Genomic DNA, 19,660 nt, shown 5'->3' with positions numbered 1-19,660 from the left:
AAGTGAAACGCCCCGCGTCAATCCTGCGCAGGCCATTGTGCTTGGATTAGCCACTTTTCCCGTGATAAACCGTGCTCATCTGATAACAAGCTTCCGAACCGTTAGATTCCCAAGCTTTCTTCTCTCGGGAACATTGATATGACTGATCGTTTGTCCAACATTTCTTCTGCCAACATTTCAGGGCACGTCGATGACGTGACCGGTGGACGTCGTCTGCGCCGAATGCGCAAGGCCGACTGGTCACGCAGACTGGTTCAGGAAACACATCTCACGGTGGACGATCTGATCCTGCCATTCTTCCTGACTTACGGAACCAATGTCAGCGAGCCTGTGGACGCAATGCCGGGCGTTGAGCGCTATTCGGTCGATATGGCTGTGCGCATGGCAGAAAAAGCCGCGAAGCTTGGTATCCCTGCGATTGCGCCTTTCCCGCGCGAAAAGGCAGAAGTAAAGACAGAGGACGGCGCTTTCGTTGCAAGCCCGGACAATCTGATCAACCGCGCCGTGCGTGCGATCAAGAAGGAAGTGCCGGAAATCGGTATCATTACCGATGCAGCACTCGATCCGTTCACAACGCATGGTCATGACGGCATTTTGCGCAATGGCGAAATCATCAACGACGAATCGGTTGCGATGGTCGTGCGCGGTGCGCTCGCACAGGCTGAAGCTGGTGCAGACGTTATCGCACCGTCCGACATGATGGATGGCCGTATCGGCGCTATTCGTCAGGCACTGGATGCGCATGGCTTCAACCATGTACCGATCATGTCCTATGCGACCAAATTCGCATCCGCCTTCTATGGCCCCTATCGCGATGCAATCGGTACAGCTGGTCTGCTGAAGGGCGACAAGAAGACTTATTACATTGATCCAGCAAACCCGGACGAAGCGGTGCGCGAGGCCGAACAGGACGTGGCTGAAGGCGCTGACATGCTGATGGTTAAGCCTGGTATGCCTTATCTCGACATCATCCATCGCCTGAAAAACACATTCCGCCTGCCGACTTATGCCTATCAGGTATCGGGCGAATATTCGATGATCAAAGCTGCAGGCATGAATGGCTGGATCGACGAAGAAAAAGTCATGATGGAAAGCCTGCTGGCTTTCAAACGCGCAGGCTGTGACGGCATCCTGACCTATTTTGCGCTCGACGTTGCTGAGAAGCTGAAAAGCCAGGGCTAAATTCCGAGACGCTGTTTCCTTGAAATAGCCAGTTTCATACACCACCTTGAGACTGTTCCGCGCAGTGCGGGACAGCGGACGGTTGTTCCCGGACGCTTCTTTTGAAGGACTGGAAGGAAAAATGTCCGACCATATTCTGCACGGCGAAGTCATGGGCCCGCGTTTTGAAAGCCGCGCATTTTTTGAAGGCGTGCGCACACGCCGTATTATGGCTTTTCTTATCGACTATATGATTGTCTTCTTTCTTTGCATCCCGGCAGCAATCGTAATTTTCATCCTTGGAATTCTCACGCTTTCGCTGGGATGGGCGCTCTACGCCATCATGTTCCCGGTAGTCGCATTGTTTTACATATCTCGCACTCTTGGCGGGCCTCAACAGGCCACAAAGGGTATGCAGATGATGAACATCAAGCTGGTGCGCCTTGAAGGCGGCACAGTCGATCCGATGCTGGCACTGGTCCACACTGTCCTGTTCTGGGGCCTGAATGTGGTGCTTACACCGTTCATCCTTTTGGCGACTCTGGTGATAGACCGTAAGCGTACCGTGCACGACCTCTTGCTTGGTACAGCAGTCATTCGTTCAGACCGCTAAAGCAAGCATCAAAAAAATTCAGGGCCGGCTGCACAAAATGTCTATTGACGTTTTGTGCAGCCGGCTCAATCTTTAGGGCATAAAGAGATGGTTCGGTATTGCCGTTTCGTGGATATTGAATGACCCATCAACCGCAACAGTCTCCGCAGTTTTTCTTAACGGCTCCGTCGCCCTGCCCGTATCTTGACGGGCAGATGGAACGGAAGGTCTTCACTCATCTTGTGGGTGACAAGGCCAGCGAAATCAATGACCTGCTTACGCAGGGCGGTTTTCGTCGTTCTCAGAATATTGCTTATCGTCCGGCTTGCGAGCTTTGTCGCGCCTGCGTTTCTGTGCGTATCCTGACCGGCGAATTTGAGATGAACCGGAGTATGCGCCGGGTATGGAACCATAATCGCGATCTGATCGGCCGCCAGCACAAAGCACAGCCAAGCACCGAACAATATGCCCTTTTCCGCGATTATCTGGATGCCCGTCACCATTCGGGTGGCATGTCCGATATGACAGTGCTCGATTATGCGATGATGGTCGAAGATACCCACGTCAACACGCAGATTATCGAATATCGCAGACGCGGCCCGGACAGTTTTATCAGCGCGAAAGGCGATGGAGAGCTAATCGCAGTAGCCCTTACCGACGTGATGGCAGACGGCCTGTCTATGGTCTATTCATTCTTCACGCCGCATATGCACGAGCGTTCGCTCGGAACTTTCATGATCCTCGATCATATCCAGCGCGCGCGCGCTGCCGGCCTTCCCCATGTCTATCTCGGCTATTGGGTCGAGGGGTCGCGCAAGATGCAATATAAGACGCGCTTCAGGCCGCAGGAGCATCTCGGCCCACGCGGCTGGCAGAAATTTGAGGGCTAGGATCAAGCTCCGAGGCGCTTTTCCATCGGGTACGATAAACGCCCGCTACACGCCACCTGCGGTGAGCCTATAGCAATATATCCGAGCGCCTCATAGAAGCTGAGTGCCGTGCCCGTGCTGACCAGCTCGACAACTGCACATCCATTGCTCCGTATGCCCTCTTCGAGAGCGAGCATTATAGACTTGCTTACGCCACGAAACCTGAATTCAGGCGAGACATAGTTCAGCAATATCTTGCCCTCTAACGAAGCCTGACCGACACCCGCAATATCATGATCGGCCTCTGCAATAACCGTCAGCTGGCTCGGTGCAGTAATCCATTGAAGAACGTTTTCGGGAGTCTTATTGGCCAGCCAAGGTGAGAGAATATCATTGCGCCCACCGTGATCACCCACGCAAAGCTCTGTTATCGAGCGACGCAAAACCTCACAAACCGCGAAAGAGTCTTTTGGTGTGGCTTGCCTGATTTTCAATGTAATCTCCTAAGGCATGAAGAAAGTAAATTGCTCTTCTTGCCTTAGGCCAAGCTCCATATCAGCGGAAATCGATTACAGAATATAGCTATTTAGAATTTACCCGAACGCGGAAACCCCTTGGGTACCAGACGCCCAGCAGAGGCACGGGCCGCAATCCACTCGACAAGTTCTTCTTTGCTGCGATTGAAGGTACGATCTGCTGAATCCTGCCACGACAGGCCGTCGCTGATCGCGAAAGTACGAACATCGGACACGCCGCCGTCCTTATACTTCTGCAAGCGAACGCCCTTGCCGCGTGTCATTTCAGGAATGTCCGAAAGCGGGAAGACGACCATCTTCCGGTTCTCGCCCACGACCGCAATGTGATCGCCCGAAATGCGCTGGCAAAGCTTGGCCTCATCTGGCGCCTTCACATTCATCACCTGCTTACCCTTGCGGGTATTGGCGACCGCTTCATTCTCGGACACTATGAAGCCATTGCCTTCATGCGATACAAGCAGAAGCTTGGCCTGTGGATCGTGAACGAAGGCCGTCAGGATATCCTGATCATTCTCCATATCAACGAGGATACGGATCGGTTCGCCATGGCCGCGCCCGCCCGGAAGCGTGTTCGCACCAATGGTGAAGAACTTGCCACCCGTCGTGAAGAACAGCAGCTTGTCAGTCGTCTCAGCATGGAAAGCCAGCTTGAGCTTATCGCCTTCCTTGAATGCCAGCGTCGAGAAGTCAGCCATATGGCCCTTCATCGCGCGCAGCCAGCCCTTTTCAGACACAACAATCGTAACCGGTTCACGCTCGATCATCGCCTGATGAATGTCTTCGAGATCATGGCTTGGCGCATCGGCAAAGGTGCTGCGGCGCTTGCCAAGTTTGGTTTCAGGGCCAAACTTCTCACGGACAGCTTTGATTTCCGTGCTGATCTTCTTCCACTGGCGCGTGCCCGAAGCAAGCAAGCCTTCCAGATCGGTCTTTTCAGCAGTCAGACCATCGAATTCTTTGCGAATTTCAAATTCTTCAAGCTTGCGCAAGGAACGCAAGCGCATGTTGAGGATTGCTTCGGCCTGATTATCCGTCAGATCAAAGAACCGCATCAGCTCCTGTTTCGGTTCATCCTCTTCACGAATAATGCGGATGACTTCATCAAGATTGAGATATGCCTTGAGGAAACCGCCAAGGATTTCCAGCCGCTTTTCGATTTCTGCCAGACGGTATTCGGAACGGCGAACGAGCACTTCCTTGCGATGTTCAAGCCATTCTTTGAGCACGCCGCCCAGTGACAGAACATTCGGCACTTTACCGTGCGAGAGCACGTTCATGTTGAGCGAAACGCGGTTCTCAAGCTCGGTCAGCTTGAAAAGCGATTCCATCAGCAGTTCAGGATCGACCGTGCGGTTCTTCGGCTCCAGAACGATGCGGATGTCTTCAGCAGACTCGTCGCGAATATCGTCGAGCAGTGGCAGCTTCTTGGCCAGAAGCAGCTCTGCAATCTTCTCGATCAGGCGCGACTTCTGAACCTGATATGGGATCTCGGTGACAACAATCACCCAGGTTCCGCGATTGCCCTCTTCCTTTTCCCAGCGCGCGCGTGCGCGGAAAGAACCACGCCCGGTGCGATAGGCTTCGAGAATGTTGGCATGCTCTTCCACCAGAATGCCGCCGGTCGGGAAATCGGGACCACGCACCTTGCACTTCAATAGTGCTGCCGGATCGGTTTCCGCTTCCTTCTTCAGCTCTTCCCATTTTTCCGGCGAAGTGACGAGTTCTTCAACAGTCGCTTCGGGATGATTGATGAGATAGAGCGCCGACGAGCACAGCTCCGCCACATTATGCGGCGGAATATTGGTGGCCATGCCGACCGCGATGCCAGCCGAGCCATTGGCAAGCAGATTCGGGAATGCACCCGGAAGGACGATGGGTTCCTCGTCCTCTTCATTATAGGTCGGGCGGAAGTCGATGGCGTTTTCGGTAATGCCTTCAAGAAGCAGCGTCGCGACCTCGGTCATACGCGCTTCGGTATAACGCATCGCAGCCGCATTATCGCCGTCGATGTTGCCGAAGTTGCCCTGCCCGTCCACGAGCGGATAACGCACGGCAAAATCCTGCGCCAGACGCACAAGCGCGTCGTAAATCGAGGCGTCGCCGTGTGGGTGGAATTTACCCATAACGTCACCGACGATACGCGCGCATTTTGCATAGGCCTGATCGGGATTGAGTCGCAACAGGCGCATTGCATGCATGATGCGGCGATGAACCGGCTTCAAACCGTCGCGCACATCCGGCAGCGCACGATGCATGATCGTGGACAGCGCATAAGCGAGGTAGCGTTCCTCGAGGGCCGATTTAAGATCAACCCGTTCGATGTGTTCGTCGCCGTCGTCCGGCGGAATCAGACTTTTACCCATAGTTCTCAGTACCAATTGCGCGATTCGTCAGCAAGTGGGGATGAGAACCAATCCAGTACATTCGTCGCAATGTTGCCGTCATTTAGCTTCTATACGGGAATTGTAGAGGTTTTCTCCACAACTTATACGTAACGAATGAAACAGGCTGTTTTTCCTTGCGTAAAGGCTTATGAAGGCTATCTAAAATTTACCAAATGATCAGGAGCCAATAAATGAAGGTTTTCGTTGTTAGCAAGCAGGCCGTGCGCGTCTTCGCAGCAAGCACCGCGCTCTCGCTTGTTCTTGGCAGTGCGGCAATGGCTGCAGATGCAAATGCAGTCGCAGAGCGCGTTAAAGCCCTCTATACAAAGCAGGGCGGAGAACTGAACTTCGCCGAAGTTAAGGCTGACGGCGACAACATTTTGCTCAAAGGCACAACAATCAAGCTGCCTACCATTTCTGACCGCGCGACGCCTGTCGGTGATATAACGCTCGAAAACGTGCAGGACACGCCAGAAGGCGGTTATAGCATCGAAAAAGTTTCGGTTGCAGATTTGGACTTCGCTCCTGAAGGTGCGGACAAGAACGATAAAGCCACAATCAAAGGCATCTCGATGGAGAACGTTATTCTCCCATCCGAGAAAGCCGAAGGCCCGCTCGCCAAGATGGTCTTCTACGACAAGATGAAGATCGACGAATTCTCGGTTGGCACTCCAGGCAAAGATGGCGCTCTGATCAAGGGCATGGAAGTGACTCTGAATTCGGCCAACAAAGCCGAAAAAATCGACTACAATCTCACCATTGCCGATATTGATGCGACTTTCGACAAGAACGGCAAGAACCCGCTCGCTCCACTCGATATGAGCGCTCTTAAGGGTTCGATCAACTCGAAGGGTACATGGCTGCCGACTTCGGGCAATGCGACGCTGGATCAGTTTGAAATCAATGCTGAAGAACTCGGCAAGATCAATCTGACCGCTGCTATCGACGGCTATGATCTGTCTTTCGTAGAAGCTCTGCAGAAGACACAGGAAAACATGGCCAAGGCTGATGCCGAAAAAGATGCAGCTGGCCTCGCTCTTCTCGGTCTTGCTGAACAGCTGAGCCTCAAGAACCTGTCTATCCGCTTTGACAACGAAGAACTCACACAGAAGCTGCTCGAATATTATGGCAAGCAGCAGGGTGCCGATGGCAAGCAGCTCGGCGAACAGCTGAAGATGATGGTTCCGCTGATGGCAACACAGCTCAAGAACCCTGAATTTGCCCAGCAGCTCAAGGCCGCAGCTGAAAAGTACTTCGACGATCCAAAGTCGCTGACCGTTTCGGCTTCGCCTGACCAGTCGGTAAGCTTCGCATCCATCGTTGCGACCGCTTCGCTCGACCCGACAAAGCTGATCCAGCTTCTGAAAGTTGGCGTTGAAGCCAACAACTGATCGAACTTAGGTTCATCAAACAAAACCCGGTGAGTTCTGCTCACCGGGTTTTGTTTTGCCGTACTGATAAGGTCAAAGAAAAAGCCCGGTCGCGAGACCGGGCTTTTGATTTTCAAACCGGAGAAGATCAGCTCTTCTGGGTTGGCGCTAAGCGAATATGAAGATCGCGCAGCTGCGCTGGCGACACTTCCGAAGGTGCATTCATCAGAAGATCGAGCGCCTGCTGGTTCATCGGGAACAGCGAGATTTCGCGCAGGTTCTTTGCACCAACGAGCAGCATGATAACGCGATCAACACCGGCCGCCATGCCGCCATGTGGAGGCGCGCCATACTGGAATGCACGATAAAGGCCGCCGAAGCGCTCTTCCACGTCCTGCTGGCTGAGACCGACCTTTTCAAACGCCTTGACCATGACATCCGGCAGCTGGTTACGGATCGAACCGGAAGCGATTTCAAAGCCGTTGCAGACCAGATCGTACTGGTAAGCCTTGAGCGTCAGCGGGTCCTGCGTTTCCAGTGCTTCCATGCCACCCTGCGGCATCGAGAACGGGTTGTGCGCGAAGTCGAGCTTCTTGTTGTCTTCGTCCCATTCATAGAACGGGAAGTCGATGATCCAGGCCAGTTCAAAGCGATCACGGTCAACGAGGTTCAGTTCTTCACCAGCGCGCGTACGGGCATCGCCTGCGAATTTGTAGAACTTCGATGGCTGACCGGCTACGAAGAAGCAGGCATCGCCGTCGCCGAGGCCCAGCTGGTTGCGGAGCGCTTCTGTGCGTTCTTCACCAATGTTCTTGGCAATCGGGCCAGCGCCTTCAAGCTTATCGCCTTCCTTGCGCCAGAAGATGTAGCCGAGACCCGGCTGGCCTTCGCCCTGTGCCCACGAGTTCATGCGATCACAGAATGCGCGGCTACCGCCGGTCTTTGCCGGGATTGCCCAGACTTCGACCTTTGGATCGTTGGCGATCATGTTCGCGAAGACCTTGAAACCGGAACCTGCGAAATGCTCAGTCACAGCCTGCATTTCAATCGGGTTGCGCAGATCTGGCTTGTCCGAACCATAGGTGCGGATCGCGTCGTCATAAGCGATGCGGCGGAACTGCTGCGTTACAGGCTTGCCTTCGGCAAACTCTTCAAAGATGCCGCGCATGACTGGTTCCATCGTTTCCCAGATTTCTTCCTGGGTTACGAAGCTCATTTCGAGATCGAGCTGATAGAATTCGCCCGGCAGACGGTCTGCACGCGGATCTTCATCGCGGAAGCAAGGTGCAATCTGGAAGTAGCGGTCGAAACCGGCAACCATCAGAAGCTGCTTATACTGCTGCGGAGCCTGCGGCAGCGCGTAGAACTTGCCTTCATGAATACGGCTTGGAACGAGGAAGTCGCGCGCGCCTTCCGGCGAGGAAGCTGTCAGGATTGGCGTCGAAAACTCATTGAAGCCGATTTCGGTCATGCGGCGACGCATCGCTGCAATGATCTTCGTGCGGCTCATGATGTTCTTGTGCAGCGTTTCGCGGCGCAGATCGAGGAAGCGGTACTTAAGGCGAATGTCTTCCGGATAGTCCGGCTCGCCAAACACTGGCAGCGGCAGTTCCTTGGCGGCAGCCAGAACTTCGATCTCGGTTGCGAAGATTTCAACATCGCCGGTCGGCAAATTGGCATTCACAGCTTCATCTGCGCGGGCCTTCACTTCACCGTCAACACGGATGACCCATTCGCCACGAACGGTTTCGGCAATCTTGAACGCTGGCGAATCAGGATCTGCAACAACCTGAGTGAGGCCATAATGATCGCGAATGTCGATGAAGAGGATGCCACCATGGTCACGGACGCGATGAACCCAGCCAGACAGACGAACTTTTGAACCAACATCCGATTTGCGAAGGGCTGCGCAGGTATGGCTGCGATAACGGTGCATGATTTCTGCCTTTTGGAACTTTATAAATCTTGTGCAGGCAAAGCGCTGCAATTCCGGCGGAAAAGCGCATTTTGATCACGCTTTGTCAAGCCGATACTGCCTGTATCCGGGCACGTATCCGGCCTTGTTAAACCAGCTTGACGGATTATGTCGACAAAAATCACTATTTACGTGTTATTCCATCGCTATATGCTTCTTGTGGCGCGGCACGCAGCCCAAAGCAGCCCACCATTGTCCAGTGCTCGTTTCAATCTGACTGAATCATATCGAAGCGCGAGCTAATCCTCTGTTAAACGTGCATCTTGTCCGAAAATCGCTTCACAGTTTTCGGGATGCGCTCTAAAAGAAAAATATGCAGCTCATCACGACCACAGAGGCCCTTGAAGAGGCCGTATCCGCCCTAGCTAAATCCGACTTCGTAACGGTCGATACCGAATTCATTCGGGAAACGACCTTCTGGCCGGAACTCTGTCTTATTCAGATGGCTTCGCCCGATCATACCGCTCTGGTCGATGCACTGGCGCCCGGTCTCGATCTTGCGCCTTTCTTCCGCCTGATGGCCGATGAAAAAGTGGTCAAGGTGTTCCACGCCGCACGTCAAGACATTGAAATCGTTTTCCACTTGGGCAACCTGATCCCTGCCCCGATTTTTGACAGCCAGGTTGCTGCCATGGTCTGCGGTTTTGGCGATGCCATTTCCTATGACGCTCTGGTTCAGAAGGTCACTGGAAAACATATCGACAAGTCATCGCGCTTCACCGACTGGCGCCGCCGCCCGCTGTCTGAAAAGCAGCTCGATTATGCGCTGGCCGATGTCACCTATCTGCGCGACATCTACCTTTATCTGAAAGATGAGCTTCAGAAAGAAGGCCGTAGCGAGTGGGTCAACGAGGAAATGGCTGTTCTCAGCGCGCGTGAGACCTATGACCTTCATCCAGATGATGCCTGGAAGCGTGTGAAGACGCGTATGCGCAAGCCAATCGAGCTTGCTATCGTTCAGTCCGTTGCGGCATGGCGCGAACGTGAAGCGCGCGAACGTAATGTTCCGCGTGGCCGCGTCATCAAGGATGACACGATCGCTGAAATCGCCCAGCAGCAGCCAAAAGATGCGGAAGCGCTCGGACGTCTTCGTTCGATCCCGAAGGGCTGGGAACGTTCGGCTCAGGCGGCAGGCTTGGTGAATGCCATTCAGGCGGCACTGGCTATTCCAAAAGAAGATCTGCCAAAGTTGCCAAAGCAGTCTCATTCGCCAGAAGGCAGTGCTGCAGCTGCAGATATTCTTAAAGTGCTGCTCAAGCTTGTGACCGAAGAACACGGCGTTGCAGCCAAGATCGTCGCAAGCTCCGATGATATCGACAAGATTGCAGCCGAAGGCGAGAATGCCAATGTGCCCGCACTTCAGGGCTGGCGTCGCGAAGTGTTCGGCCAGAAAGCACTCGATCTCATTGAAGGCAAAATCGGCATTAAATTTGAGAACCGGCGTATTCAAGCTGTCGAATTATAGCATTTCCAGCAAAAGTGCGAAGCAGTTTTGCGTCGGATAATGCGTAAAAACAAACAGTTACAGCGGTTCCAACGATTCATTCTTAACTGGAACCGCTGTAAACTAAGTAAAAAGGCCGGCGGAGAAAACTCTCGCCGGCCTTTCGATTTATCAGTCATACTCTTTTCAATGATGCTCGTTCGCGTCAATCGCACTGTCGCCGATGGCAAAGAAGAGGTTCTTTCCCGTCAGCTTTGAAAGCTGCTGTAAACGCCCTTCAGGGCGGTCAGAAATCAGATCGGCGATATCTCCCGGTACGACCAGTGCAATGCCGTTGTCTTCCTCACGCCAGTAAAGACGCGGGATTACGCCCGGCATAGATGCCGATAGCAGATAGATGACGCGAAGCAGCGCACCCAGAAGCTTTGCCCGCTCACGCAGGCGCGGTGAGGCAAGCTGCAGGATTTCCGGCGCAATCTCGTCTTCGACCAATCCTTCATGGCGGTAGTAATTCGCAAGAGCCATGAAAGAACGGCCAGGATGATCGATGCCGCCGAACGAACCATGCGCAATGATGTTCAACGCCTGCGAGCCCCGATAGTCGGGATGCGCGCGCCAGCTGATATCAGCCACCAGACACGCCGCCTGACGATAGCGGCTCTCATCTTCAGTTTCATCGAAACCGAGAACGGGAAGTGAAAGCGTCGTCCATGTTGCGAGTTCGCGTGCATGACGCGGCGAACGCGAACGCAGAATTGCCAGCTCTTCTGCCGAAGACAAAAGCGGATCAAGCCGCTGTTCGTTCTTGGGCAGCAGCGAATACAAGTAACCTTCACGAACTCCCAGCGCCGAGAATACGATCTTGGAGGGTTTCATGCGCCGAATGGTTTCGAGCAGAACTGTCGCGCCATAAGCAAGAAGCTGGCGACGATTTTTGGATACTGCTTCGATGCCGCGCATCGTGTCGATATTGCCTCTGGCAACCCGCGTGAGGAAGCTTTTTGCTTCCACCGGGTCCATCTCATAGCCATGCATGACGTGCAGCGGATAATGCTTGGCCGTCATATGCAGCTTGGCGAGATTTCGCCACGTACCGCCCACAGCGTAGAAGACTTCTCCCTGATGCTCTTCAAGAAGAGTCGCGCGTGCAAGCTCGGTGCGGGTGATTTTGGCGGCTTCAGGCAGTTGTTCGTTCGACATGTCCTGCAAACGCAGGCCACCGAGCGGGAGGGTAATCCCCTCACCGACCTCATGGTCATTGACGCCAACCAGCTCCAAACTGCCGCCGCCAAGGTCGCCAGTTACGCCCTGCGGTTTGTAGAAACCGGAAATGATACCCAAAGCGGAGTAATAGGCTTCTTCCTTGCCCGACAACACTTCAATGTGCCGTCCAAGAATAGCCTCGGCCTGAGAAATGAAATCAGGACCGTTTTTCGCCTCGCGAGCTGCGGCTGTTGCCAGCGCATGAATGGAAATCGCACCCGCCTGTTCGGCCAGAACGCGAAAACGCTTCAATGCGCGCAGGGCGATATCGACGGATTTCTCATTGAGCTTTCCGGTCTTGGCCAATCCTTTGCCAAGACCGCAGAGAAGCTTTTCATTGAAAAGCACTGTCGGAGACCGGACAATGCCTTCGTAAACAACGACACGGATCGAGTTGGAACCAATATCGATTACCGCGACGGGCTTGAGGCCTTTCAACCGGCCTTGTGCTACTGCTGGACTCATGAAGTCGTATTTCTTTCCGCCTGCGCACGTTTACGATGCGCAATCAGACGGGGGGCAGATGACTTCAGCGACTTTCCGCGACCCGACAAGCTTGGATTTGTCATGAAATATTCCTGCGCGTTGAAAGCTTCCTCTCCATCTTCTTTTTCTATCCGGCGAGAGGTGCCGTCCGCAAGTAGCTGATAGCTCTGCTGGTTATCAATTATGTTGGCAAACATGATTTGCGACAGGATTTGCTGATGCACGGTGGCATTGGTAATGGGCACCAGTGTCTCTACGCGACGGTCGAGATTGCGCGGCATCATATCGGCTGAACCGATATAGACGATTGCCTTGTCTGAAGGCAGATCATGCCCGTTTCCGAAGCAGAAAATGCGGCTATGCTCGAGAAAACGCCCGACAATAGACTTTGCGCGAATGTTGTCTGAGAGGCCAGGAACACCCGGTCTCAGACAGCAGATGCCACGCACGACGAGGTCCACATGCACGCCCGCCTGACTGGCCTTGTAGAGCGCGTCAATAATCTGTGGATCAACGAGCGAGTTCATCTTCATCCAGATGGCTGCAGGCTTATGAGCCTTCGCATTGGTGATCTCGTCATCGATATGCTTCAAGATTCGCGTGCGCAAGGTAAGTGGTGAAATCCCGATCTTCATTTCTTCGGCAGGCTGCGCATAGCCGGTGATGAAGTTGAAGATGTGCGCCACATCGCGTGCGATATCGGCATCGGAAGTGAAGAATGAAAGGTCGGTGTAAATACGCGCGGTGATCGGGTGGTAGTTGCCCGTTCCAAGGTGAACATAGGAACGCAGCTTCTGGTCTTCACGGCGAACAACCAGCGACATCTTTGCGTGCGTCTTCAATTCGATAAAGCCGAAGACCACCTGAACGCCTGCGCGCTCCAGATCGCGGGCCCAGCGAATATTGGCTTCTTCATCGAAGCGAGCCTTCAGCTCAACAAGGGCTGTGACCGACTTGCCAGCTTCTGCCGCATCGACCAGCGCACGCACGATCGGGCTGTCATTGGAGGTACGGTAAAGCGTCTGCTTGATTGCCAACACATCAGGATCAGCTGCGGCCTGACGCAGAAACTGCACCACCACGTCAAATGATTCATATGGATGGTGAACCACAATGTCCTTTTCACGAATCGCGGCGAAACAATCGCCGCCGTGCTCGCGAATGCGCTCAGGGAAACGCGGATTGTAAGACACAAATTTCAGGTCATCGCGCGGGATCGAAACGACTTCCGAAATCATGTTTAGCGCCAGAAGACCTTCCAGAACGCTTATGCGGTTTTCCGAGACACCCAGTTCGGTGGCAACGAATACACGCAGCGCTTCCGGGATTTCAGCATCGAATTCGATGCGGATCACCTGACCGCGGCGACGTCGCTTCAGAGCTGTTTCAAAAAGGCGGACCAGATCTTCCGCTTCTTCTTCGACTTCGATATCGCTGTCGCGAATGATGCGGAATGTACCGGCACCGCGCACCTCATAGCCCGGGAACAGACGACCGATAAACAGGCTGACTGCATCTTCAATGGTGATAAAACGGAACGCGTTCTGCTGCTCGGTCGGCAACTGGATGAAGCGCTTCAGGGCAACCGGAATGCGCAACAGCGCCGTCATCGGATGGCCATCAAGACGACGCGCAAGCTGCAATGCAATCGAGAAGCCCAGATTTGGAATGAACGGGAACGGGTGCGCAGGATCGATGGAAAGCGGCGTCAGAACCGGGAAAATTGTTTCCAGGAAGTGACCTTCCAGCCAATCTTTTTCGGTCTTCGACAAGGCCGATGCGCGCACGATCTCGATGTTCTCTTTTTCAAGCTCTTCACGCAGCGTACGCAGACGTTCCTGCTGGCCTTCCTGCAGGCGGCCCACTTCTTCCAGAACGAAATCAAGCTGCTCCTGCGGCGTGCGACCATCGGCGCTGCGCATGGCAACACCTGCACGCACCTGTGCAGCAAGCCCTGCAATACGCACCATGAAAAATTCATCGAGGTTGGCTGCCGAAATCGACAGGAAGCGCAGACGCTCCAGCAGTGGCTGACGCGTATTGCCTGCTTCTTCGAGAACACGACGGTTAAACTGAAGCCAGGAAAACTCGCGATTGACGAAGCGTTCAGGGCTTTGCATCAGCTCTGCTGTCTTGTCAGTGTTCAAAGCTTCGTGAGCGTTTTGAACTTTGCTGGCATTCTGGGTTGCAGAATGGTCATTTGCCGCCTGATCTGCCACATGTGCGGTCAAATCGGCGGCCTGGGTTGCCACAACGCTGTTTTCGTTCATTTTTCCTGTCCCGGTTACTACCGGCAAATCCCGGCGCGACGATAAGCCTATGGCTGTCATATGACAGTTTGATAGCAAACCGCTTGAAATGTCCCCAGAATTGATGAAAACGCTTCCAGAAACAAGCCGTTCGCGGTAAACGCTTGAAAAATAGCCATCCCAATTTGAATGCCGCGATCCAAAAGCTCCGGAGCCTATTATGTCCGATCACATCATCCCACACTTCCAGAATGACGCTGGACACAATTCCATTGAAATCGGCGTGAAGGAATTCATGTGCGTCGGCGCAAACCCGCCTTTCGATCATCCACATGTCTTCCTCGACATGGGTGACGAAAGCGAAGTGGTTTGCCCATATTGCTCGACGCTCTATCGTTACAATCCACAGCTTCACGCTGACGAGACTGTTCCGGCAGGCTGCGTTTACGAAGCACCTGCTGACAAAGCTGCCTGAACATAAATGGCGGTATTCGTGCCGCTGATATTATGAGCAGCTTGGTCAAGGGACGCATATTGATTGCAGGGGCCGGTGTTGCCGGTCTCAGTGCAGCACTTGAATGTGCGGCACGCGGATGGACTGTCCAGCTGTTTGAAAAAGCGCAAGCCCTGTCGGAAGTCGGCGCGGGCTTGCAGCTGGCTCCCAATGCGATGCGCCATCTCCAGCGCCTTGGCGTGGCCGACCGCCTTTCCTCACAAGCCGTTACGCCAGAAGCGCTTTATCTCATGGATGGGCGCAAGGCTCGCCCCCTGCTCGCCATGCAACTTGGCGACAAGGCATTCAAACGTTGGCACGATCCCTATGTCGTTTGCCATCGCGCTGATTTGCAAACAGCACTGTTAGATGCCTGCCACGACAATCCAAATATCGAGATTAATCTCAGTGCTGAGATTATTGGCCATAAGGCAGATCAAAACGGCATCACCGCAACGGTTAGACGTGGCGGAGCAGATCAAGATATTGCTGCCAGCTATCTCATTGCCTGCGATGGCGTCTGGTCTGCACAACGCACCAAGGCGGGATATGAAAAGGCGCGTTTCAGCGGCCATATCGCGTGGCGTACGACACTTGCAGCGGATGCCCTGCCCGCAAGCTTCAAGGCAGCAATCCCAGAACAGAAATCCGTTTCTGCATGGCTTGGCAAGAAGGCGCATTTTATCGCCTATCCGGTAAAGGGTGGCGACTTCTTCAATTTCGTCGCCATTACGACGGGCGACAACCCCGGTGAGGTCTGGTCTAAGACGGGTGACAATGCGCGGCTGCAATCAATCTATGCTGGTTGGAGCGACCCGGTACGTGAAGTGCTGACCCTAGCGAGCGAGTGGACCTACTGGCCGCTTTTTGAAATGGCTGATGCTCAGTTTGTTGGCCCGGACAGAACGGTATTTCTCGGTGACGCCTCTCACGCGGTCACACCCTTTGCAGCGCAGGGTGCCGCCATGGCAATTGAAGATGCGGCAGCACTTGCCGAAGCATTGGATAACCAAGAGCCACAATCAGCGCTGAAGCGATTTGATTCTGTTCGCAAAGAACGGATTGCAGCAGTTGCCAAACGCGGCCAGCTGAACCGCTTTGCCTATCACGCGACAGGTGTGTTTGCGCTTGGACGCAACATGCTCTTTGCCATGCGCAGCCCAGATACTTTCCTGAAAGATCTGGACTGGCTTTATGGCTATGATGCCGTTGCGACGGTACAAATTTAACGCGCGTCGCGCGCAGCTTCCAGAGCGGCAATATCAATCTTGACCATCGTCATCATGGCATTTGCCACGCGCTGCCTGACCTCTGGCTCGCCGTTCTGTAGAATATCGAGCAGGAACTCCGGCACGATCTGCCAAGCAAACCCATATTTGTCGGTCAGCCAGCTGCATTCCATCGCAGAACCGCCTTCCAGCAACCGGTTCCAGAACGCATCAAGCTCTGCCTGATCCTTGCATTTCAGAATAAGCGATGTTGCCGGGTTGAACTTGAATTGTGGACCACCGTTCAAGGCAGTCATCGCCTGTCCGTCCAGTGTAAAGTTTGCAGTGACGACATCGGTGCCGCCGGATTGATGACCGTGCTGGAAGCGAATGAAGCCATCCAGAGAGGCTGGTTTTCCCAATTCTTTGAAGAGCGATACGTAATAATTGGCCGCCTCTTCAGCCTTGTTATCGAACCAGAGGCATACTGTTAAGCCAGACATGGATTGTTCCTCCCATATGTCTCAGCCCCCGACTTGTTGAGCATTTCCAGTTTGGTTGTATGGCTGGAAATGCTCGATCTATTAGTTTCAAACGTTTCTCGCCCGAAAACCGTTTCATATTTTTCGGGATATGCTTGGATTTAGCCCATCGCTTTTGCGGCTGCTTCCATATCCATCCACATCAACTCCCAGATGTGACCGTCGAGATCTTCAAAGCTGCGACCATACATGAAACCGTAATCCTGCTTGGGAGCAGGATCAGCGCGACCACCAGCCTTAGCTGCATTTTCAACCGTTGCATCCACATCCGCTTTGCTGTCCGCCGAAAGACAGATCAAAACTTCACTTGTGGCATTGGCGTCGGAAATCTTTTTAGGCGTGAACTGGCTGAATTTCTCATGGCTGAGAATCATCGCATGGATCGTGTCGGAAAAGACCATGCAGGACGCCGTTTCGTCCGAAAACATCGGGTTCTTCGTTGCTCCGATTGCTTCATAGAAACTGGTTGAGCGAGCGACGTCTTTTACAGGAAGGTTTACGAAAATCATTTTAGGCATGGCAATTCCTCCAATTGCGGGCATGAACTGCCCATTTTCATTTGGCTTGTCTTTACGGCAGCTTTTCTATCGCCTGCCCGATCCCCCGGGCGATAAAGTCGGCATTTTATGTGTTGTTTGAAACCGACTATCATAAGATTGCTTGAACATAATGACAGATAAGTTATAATTAGCAACTATGAAGTTAGAAAAAATAACCAATCGCGAAACGCCAACAGCAAGACGCAGCTATGACGATGCTTGCGCGGCGGCACATGCCCTTGATTTGATTGGGGAACGCTGGGCCTTGCTTGTCATTCGCGAACTGATGTTCGGACCGAAGCGTTTCAGCGATTTACGATCAGACTTGCCAGGAATAAGCGCCAATGTTCTCACACAGCGGCTTGAAGGACTGGAAGAAGCGGGCATTTTACGGAAGTCGAAATTGCCGCCCCCCGCATCCGTGCAGGTCTATGAATTGACTGAATGGGGCTATGAAGCAGAACCGATCCTGCAAACACTTGGTCGCTGGGCTGCACGTTCGCCGAGCCATGCCCCCAATTTGCCGATTTCGACCACGTCGTTCCTGCTATCACTACGAACGATGATCAGTCCGGAACGCTCGCAAGACATAAATGCTGTGATTGGGCTTAAACTCGATGATGAAGATTTCACCGCGCACCTGCACAACGGCGGATTGGAAATAAGGCGCGGTAAAGCGGAGCAATATGATATCGCTTTTGAAAGTTCTCCCCGCATGATGGCTGCAACAATCTATGGAGGACAGCCCTTAATCGCCCTTGAAGAGGCAAACCTGCTCACAATGAATGGGGACCAGGCTCTGGCAGAAAAATTCATCACACTGTTTCCACTTCCTGCAAAAGCACCACTAAAAAAATGAATTAAGCAACCATATGGTTGCGCATATGTAAAACTCGTGTAGATTGGCAACCATACAGTTGCCAATCAAGGAGAATGCATATCATGACAACGACATCATCGACTGATCGCATTGAGAAAACCGTGAACCTTCGCGCTGGCATTGATCGGGTATGGCGCGCACTCACGGATCATGAGGAATTCGGCGAATGGTTCCGGGTCAAAATTGATGGACCATTTATTGTCGGCAGCGCATCGACTGGCCGCTTTACATTTGATGGATGTGGCGACACCAAATGGACGTCCTTCATCAAGGATATGAAAGCGCCGCACTATTTTTCCTTCACCTGGCATCCTTATGCTGTTGAAGCTGAAAGAGATTATGCGAAAGAGCCGCAGACACTGGTAGAATTCAAACTTGAAGAAATCGAGTCGGGCACAAAACTCACGGTTATCGAAACAGGCTTTGATGCCCTGCCTGCGGAGCGTCAACCAATCGCCCTTCGAATGAACACGGGTGGTTGGGAAGAGCAGATGCGAAATATCAAGGAATACCTCGAAAGCAAATGACCGAAGCCTCGCTCACGCAATCAGCAAACATGTCTGCCATTTTTGCAGCACTGGCCGACCCAACCCGGCTGGCCCTGATCGAAACATTGAGCGACGGTGAAAGCCGCTCAATTGTCACGCTTTCACAAAATGGCAGCATTAGCAGGCAGGGAATGACCAAGCATCTTTCTGTGCTTGAGCAAGCGGGATTGGTTGAGCGCGATAAGGTTGGGCGTGAAAGCCGTTTCAGGCTTTGCCCGACCCCGCTTGTTGATGCGAGGGCCTATCTCAGCACTGTCTCTGCACAATGGGATGATGCACTGCAGCGCTTGCGTCGTTTCGTCGAAGACTGATCAAAGTCGCCGATCGCAGGATTCGGAATGGTTTTAGAGCGCGTTTGGATTTGATTGAATTGGATCGGCGCCCAAAATATTTGTTTTGACGCGAATCTTGGTCCGAAAACCGTTTCACACTTTTCGGAATGCGCTCTAATGGTGAACAATACACCAGTCGCAAAGGCAAGCCAGAATGACAATCCAGTTTGAACAGACCTGCCCAATCTTCCGAATTTTCGATATAGAGAAAGCCAAAGATTTTTATATCGGTTTTCTGGGTTTCACACTTGATTGGGAACATCGCTTTGCCGACGGAATGCCGCTTTATATGCAGGTTTCCCGTGCTGGTCTGACCTTGCATCTGAGCGAACATCACGGTGATGGCAGTCCGGGCGCAAATATTTTCGTCCGTATGCAGGGTGTCGAAGAATTCCACAGGGAAGTTAATGCGCGTGGCTATCGCTATATGCGGCCCGGCATCGAGGACGCACCATGGGGCCGCGTCATGGCGGTGATTGATCCATTCGGCAATCGCATTCAGTTCTGCCAGGGGCCGAATGACGAATAGCATTTCCAGCAAGCCTGCGAAGTGCCTCCGTAGGAAAATCAGTCGCCAGACTGATTTCTTTTCCTGCTGCGATGTGTCGAATAAGGCGTAAAACCAAACAGTTACAGCGATTCCAACGATTCAGTCTTCACTGAAACCGCTGCAAAGAAAAGCACCCGCCGGATCGCTCTGGCGGGTGTTTTATATTTCGACCAACCAAATGATTAGTGCAGGATCTGGCTCAGGAACAGCTTGGTGCGTTCATGCTGCGGGTTGTCGAA

At 53.2% G+C, this 19,660-nt stretch carries 18 protein-coding genes; 11 read left to right on the top strand and 7 right to left on the bottom strand.

Going from position 1 to position 19,660, the window contains the following annotated elements; translation table 11 throughout:
* Positions 1 to 138 precede the first annotated feature (138 nt).
* From hemB to RT142_RS17825, 3 genes are all read left to right on the top strand, one after another.
* On the top strand, positions 139 to 1,182 hold the full coding sequence (hemB, locus tag RT142_RS17835; RefSeq protein ID WP_007874444.1) for a porphobilinogen synthase: 1,044 nt from the start codon (positions 139 to 141) through the stop codon (positions 1,180 to 1,182).
* Positions 1,183 to 1,303: 121 nt separating this feature from the next.
* Complete coding sequence (locus tag RT142_RS17830) at positions 1,304 to 1,774, top strand: RDD family protein (RefSeq protein ID WP_007874442.1); 471 nt, start codon at positions 1,304 to 1,306, stop codon at positions 1,772 to 1,774.
* Between the two features lie 119 nt (positions 1,775 to 1,893).
* Positions 1,894 to 2,643, top strand: a complete 750-nt coding sequence (locus RT142_RS17825) for an arginyltransferase (protein WP_064320432.1) — start codon at positions 1,894 to 1,896, stop codon at positions 2,641 to 2,643.
* Positions 2,644 to 2,645: 2 nt separating this feature from the next.
* On the opposite strand, the gene RT142_RS17820 is transcribed toward RT142_RS17825, so the two are convergent.
* Together RT142_RS17820 and RT142_RS17815 are read right to left on the bottom strand one after the other, a co-directional pair.
* Entirely contained in the window at positions 2,646 to 3,116 is a 471-nt protein-coding gene (locus RT142_RS17820) for a GNAT family N-acetyltransferase (protein ID WP_162699524.1), read from the bottom strand.
* Between the two features lie 92 nt (positions 3,117 to 3,208).
* Positions 3,209 to 5,521, bottom strand: coding sequence for a DNA topoisomerase IV subunit A (locus RT142_RS17815; RefSeq protein WP_112804984.1), 2,313 nt, complete (start codon positions 5,519 to 5,521; stop codon positions 3,209 to 3,211).
* A 212-nt stretch (positions 5,522 to 5,733) separates the two neighbouring features.
* Between RT142_RS17815 and RT142_RS17810 the strand changes: the two genes are divergently transcribed.
* Positions 5,734 to 6,933 carry a hypothetical protein gene (locus tag RT142_RS17810; RefSeq protein ID WP_007874434.1) on the top strand — a complete coding sequence of 400 codons (1,200 nt, stop codon included), beginning with the start codon at positions 5,734 to 5,736 and terminating at the stop codon, positions 6,931 to 6,933.
* A gap of 127 nt (positions 6,934 to 7,060) precedes the next feature.
* Here RT142_RS17810 and aspS read toward each other — a convergent pair whose 3' ends face one another.
* Entirely contained in the window at positions 7,061 to 8,848 is a 1,788-nt protein-coding gene (gene aspS, locus RT142_RS17805) for an aspartate--tRNA ligase (RefSeq protein WP_064320430.1), read from the bottom strand.
* Between the two features lie 352 nt (positions 8,849 to 9,200).
* Between aspS and rnd the strand changes: the two genes are divergently transcribed.
* Positions 9,201 to 10,352, top strand: coding sequence for a ribonuclease D (gene rnd, locus RT142_RS17800; RefSeq protein ID WP_007874429.1), 1,152 nt, complete (start codon positions 9,201 to 9,203; stop codon positions 10,350 to 10,352).
* A gap of 165 nt (positions 10,353 to 10,517) precedes the next feature.
* Here rnd and ppx read toward each other — a convergent pair whose 3' ends face one another.
* Positions 10,518 to 12,059 carry an exopolyphosphatase gene (gene ppx, locus RT142_RS17795; protein WP_007874427.1) on the bottom strand — a complete coding sequence of 514 codons (1,542 nt, stop codon included), beginning with the start codon at positions 12,057 to 12,059 and terminating at the stop codon, positions 10,518 to 10,520.
* On the bottom strand, positions 12,056 to 14,299 hold the full coding sequence (locus tag RT142_RS17790) for an RNA degradosome polyphosphate kinase (protein WP_409558591.1): 2,244 nt from the start codon (positions 14,297 to 14,299) through the stop codon (positions 12,056 to 12,058). Before RT142_RS17790 ends, ppx begins: the two co-directional genes overlap by 4 nt.
* 250 nt (positions 14,300 to 14,549) lie before the next feature.
* On the opposite strand from RT142_RS17790, the gene RT142_RS17785 reads away from it, so the two are divergent.
* Positions 14,550 to 14,804: a zinc-finger domain-containing protein gene (locus RT142_RS17785; RefSeq protein ID WP_007874421.1), complete on the top strand. Its 255-nt coding sequence runs from the start codon at positions 14,550 to 14,552 to the stop codon at positions 14,802 to 14,804.
* A 32-nt stretch (positions 14,805 to 14,836) separates the two neighbouring features.
* The gene (locus tag RT142_RS17780; RefSeq protein WP_409558590.1) at positions 14,837 to 16,051 is read left to right on the top strand and encodes an FAD-binding protein; all 1,215 of its coding nucleotides are present in this window, start codon (positions 14,837 to 14,839) and stop codon (positions 16,049 to 16,051) included.
* Here the strand turns inward: RT142_RS17780 and RT142_RS17775 are convergent.
* Both RT142_RS17775 and RT142_RS17770 read right to left on the bottom strand, forming a co-directional pair.
* A complete protein-coding gene (locus tag RT142_RS17775) occupies positions 16,048 to 16,533 on the bottom strand; it encodes a VOC family protein (protein ID WP_064320428.1) in 486 nt (161 codons plus the stop codon). The two genes, RT142_RS17780 and RT142_RS17775, sit on opposite strands and share 4 nt — an antisense overlap.
* Before the next feature lie 140 nt (positions 16,534 to 16,673).
* On the bottom strand, positions 16,674 to 17,090 hold the full coding sequence (locus RT142_RS17770; RefSeq protein ID WP_007874416.1) for a VOC family protein: 417 nt from the start codon (positions 17,088 to 17,090) through the stop codon (positions 16,674 to 16,676).
* A 178-nt stretch (positions 17,091 to 17,268) separates the two neighbouring features.
* On the opposite strand from RT142_RS17770, the gene RT142_RS17765 reads away from it, so the two are divergent.
* The 4 genes from RT142_RS17765 (at position 17,269) to RT142_RS17750 (ending at position 19,400) form a co-directional block, all read left to right on the top strand.
* Entirely contained in the window at positions 17,269 to 17,970 is a 702-nt protein-coding gene (locus RT142_RS17765; protein ID WP_313030346.1) for a helix-turn-helix domain-containing protein, read from the top strand.
* 83 nt (positions 17,971 to 18,053) lie between these two features.
* Positions 18,054 to 18,518, top strand: a complete 465-nt coding sequence (locus RT142_RS17760) for an SRPBCC family protein (RefSeq protein ID WP_313030344.1) — start codon at positions 18,054 to 18,056, stop codon at positions 18,516 to 18,518.
* On the top strand, positions 18,515 to 18,850 hold the full coding sequence (locus RT142_RS17755; protein ID WP_007874409.1) for an ArsR/SmtB family transcription factor: 336 nt from the start codon (positions 18,515 to 18,517) through the stop codon (positions 18,848 to 18,850). The genes RT142_RS17760 and RT142_RS17755 overlap by 4 nt, the downstream gene beginning before the upstream one ends.
* A gap of 175 nt (positions 18,851 to 19,025) precedes the next feature.
* On the top strand, positions 19,026 to 19,400 hold the full coding sequence (locus tag RT142_RS17750) for a glyoxalase superfamily protein (RefSeq protein WP_007874404.1): 375 nt from the start codon (positions 19,026 to 19,028) through the stop codon (positions 19,398 to 19,400).
* Positions 19,401 to 19,660 lie beyond the last annotated feature (260 nt).

This window comes from Brucella sp. (genome assembly GCF_032066345.1).
Lineage (GTDB): Bacteria > Pseudomonadota > Alphaproteobacteria > Rhizobiales > Rhizobiaceae > Brucella > Brucella pseudogrignonensis.
This window is presented reverse-complemented; position numbering and strand designations above follow the sequence as displayed.

Bases quoted from the DNA above. Each gene is read 5' to 3' on its own strand.
- hemB (WP_007874444.1), top strand. From the start codon at position 139: ATGACTGATCGTTTGTCCAACATTTCTTCTGCCAACATTTCAGGGCAC.
- RT142_RS17830 (WP_007874442.1), top strand. From the start codon at position 1,304: ATGTCCGACCATATTCTGCACGGCGAAGTCATGGGCCCGCGTTTTGAA.
- RT142_RS17825 (WP_064320432.1), top strand. From the start codon at position 1,894: ATGACCCATCAACCGCAACAGTCTCCGCAGTTTTTCTTAACGGCTCCG.
- RT142_RS17815 (WP_112804984.1), bottom strand. From the start codon at position 5,521: ATGGGTAAAAGTCTGATTCCGCCGGACGACGGCGACGAACACATCGAA.
- RT142_RS17810 (WP_007874434.1), top strand. From the start codon at position 5,734: ATGAAGGTTTTCGTTGTTAGCAAGCAGGCCGTGCGCGTCTTCGCAGCA.
- aspS (WP_064320430.1), bottom strand. From the start codon at position 8,848: ATGCACCGTTATCGCAGCCATACCTGCGCAGCCCTTCGCAAATCGGAT.
- rnd (WP_007874429.1), top strand. From the start codon at position 9,201: ATGCAGCTCATCACGACCACAGAGGCCCTTGAAGAGGCCGTATCCGCC.
- ppx (WP_007874427.1), bottom strand. From the start codon at position 12,059: ATGAGTCCAGCAGTAGCACAAGGCCGGTTGAAAGGCCTCAAGCCCGTC.
- RT142_RS17785 (WP_007874421.1), top strand. From the start codon at position 14,550: ATGTCCGATCACATCATCCCACACTTCCAGAATGACGCTGGACACAAT.
- RT142_RS17780 (WP_409558590.1), top strand. From the start codon at position 14,837: ATGAGCAGCTTGGTCAAGGGACGCATATTGATTGCAGGGGCCGGTGTT.
- RT142_RS17775 (WP_064320428.1), bottom strand. From the start codon at position 16,533: ATGTCTGGCTTAACAGTATGCCTCTGGTTCGATAACAAGGCTGAAGAG.
- RT142_RS17770 (WP_007874416.1), bottom strand. From the start codon at position 17,090: ATGCCTAAAATGATTTTCGTAAACCTTCCTGTAAAAGACGTCGCTCGC.
- RT142_RS17765 (WP_313030346.1), top strand. From the start codon at position 17,269: ATGAAGTTAGAAAAAATAACCAATCGCGAAACGCCAACAGCAAGACGC.
- RT142_RS17760 (WP_313030344.1), top strand. From the start codon at position 18,054: ATGACAACGACATCATCGACTGATCGCATTGAGAAAACCGTGAACCTT.
- RT142_RS17755 (WP_007874409.1), top strand. From the start codon at position 18,515: ATGACCGAAGCCTCGCTCACGCAATCAGCAAACATGTCTGCCATTTTT.
- RT142_RS17750 (WP_007874404.1), top strand. From the start codon at position 19,026: ATGACAATCCAGTTTGAACAGACCTGCCCAATCTTCCGAATTTTCGAT.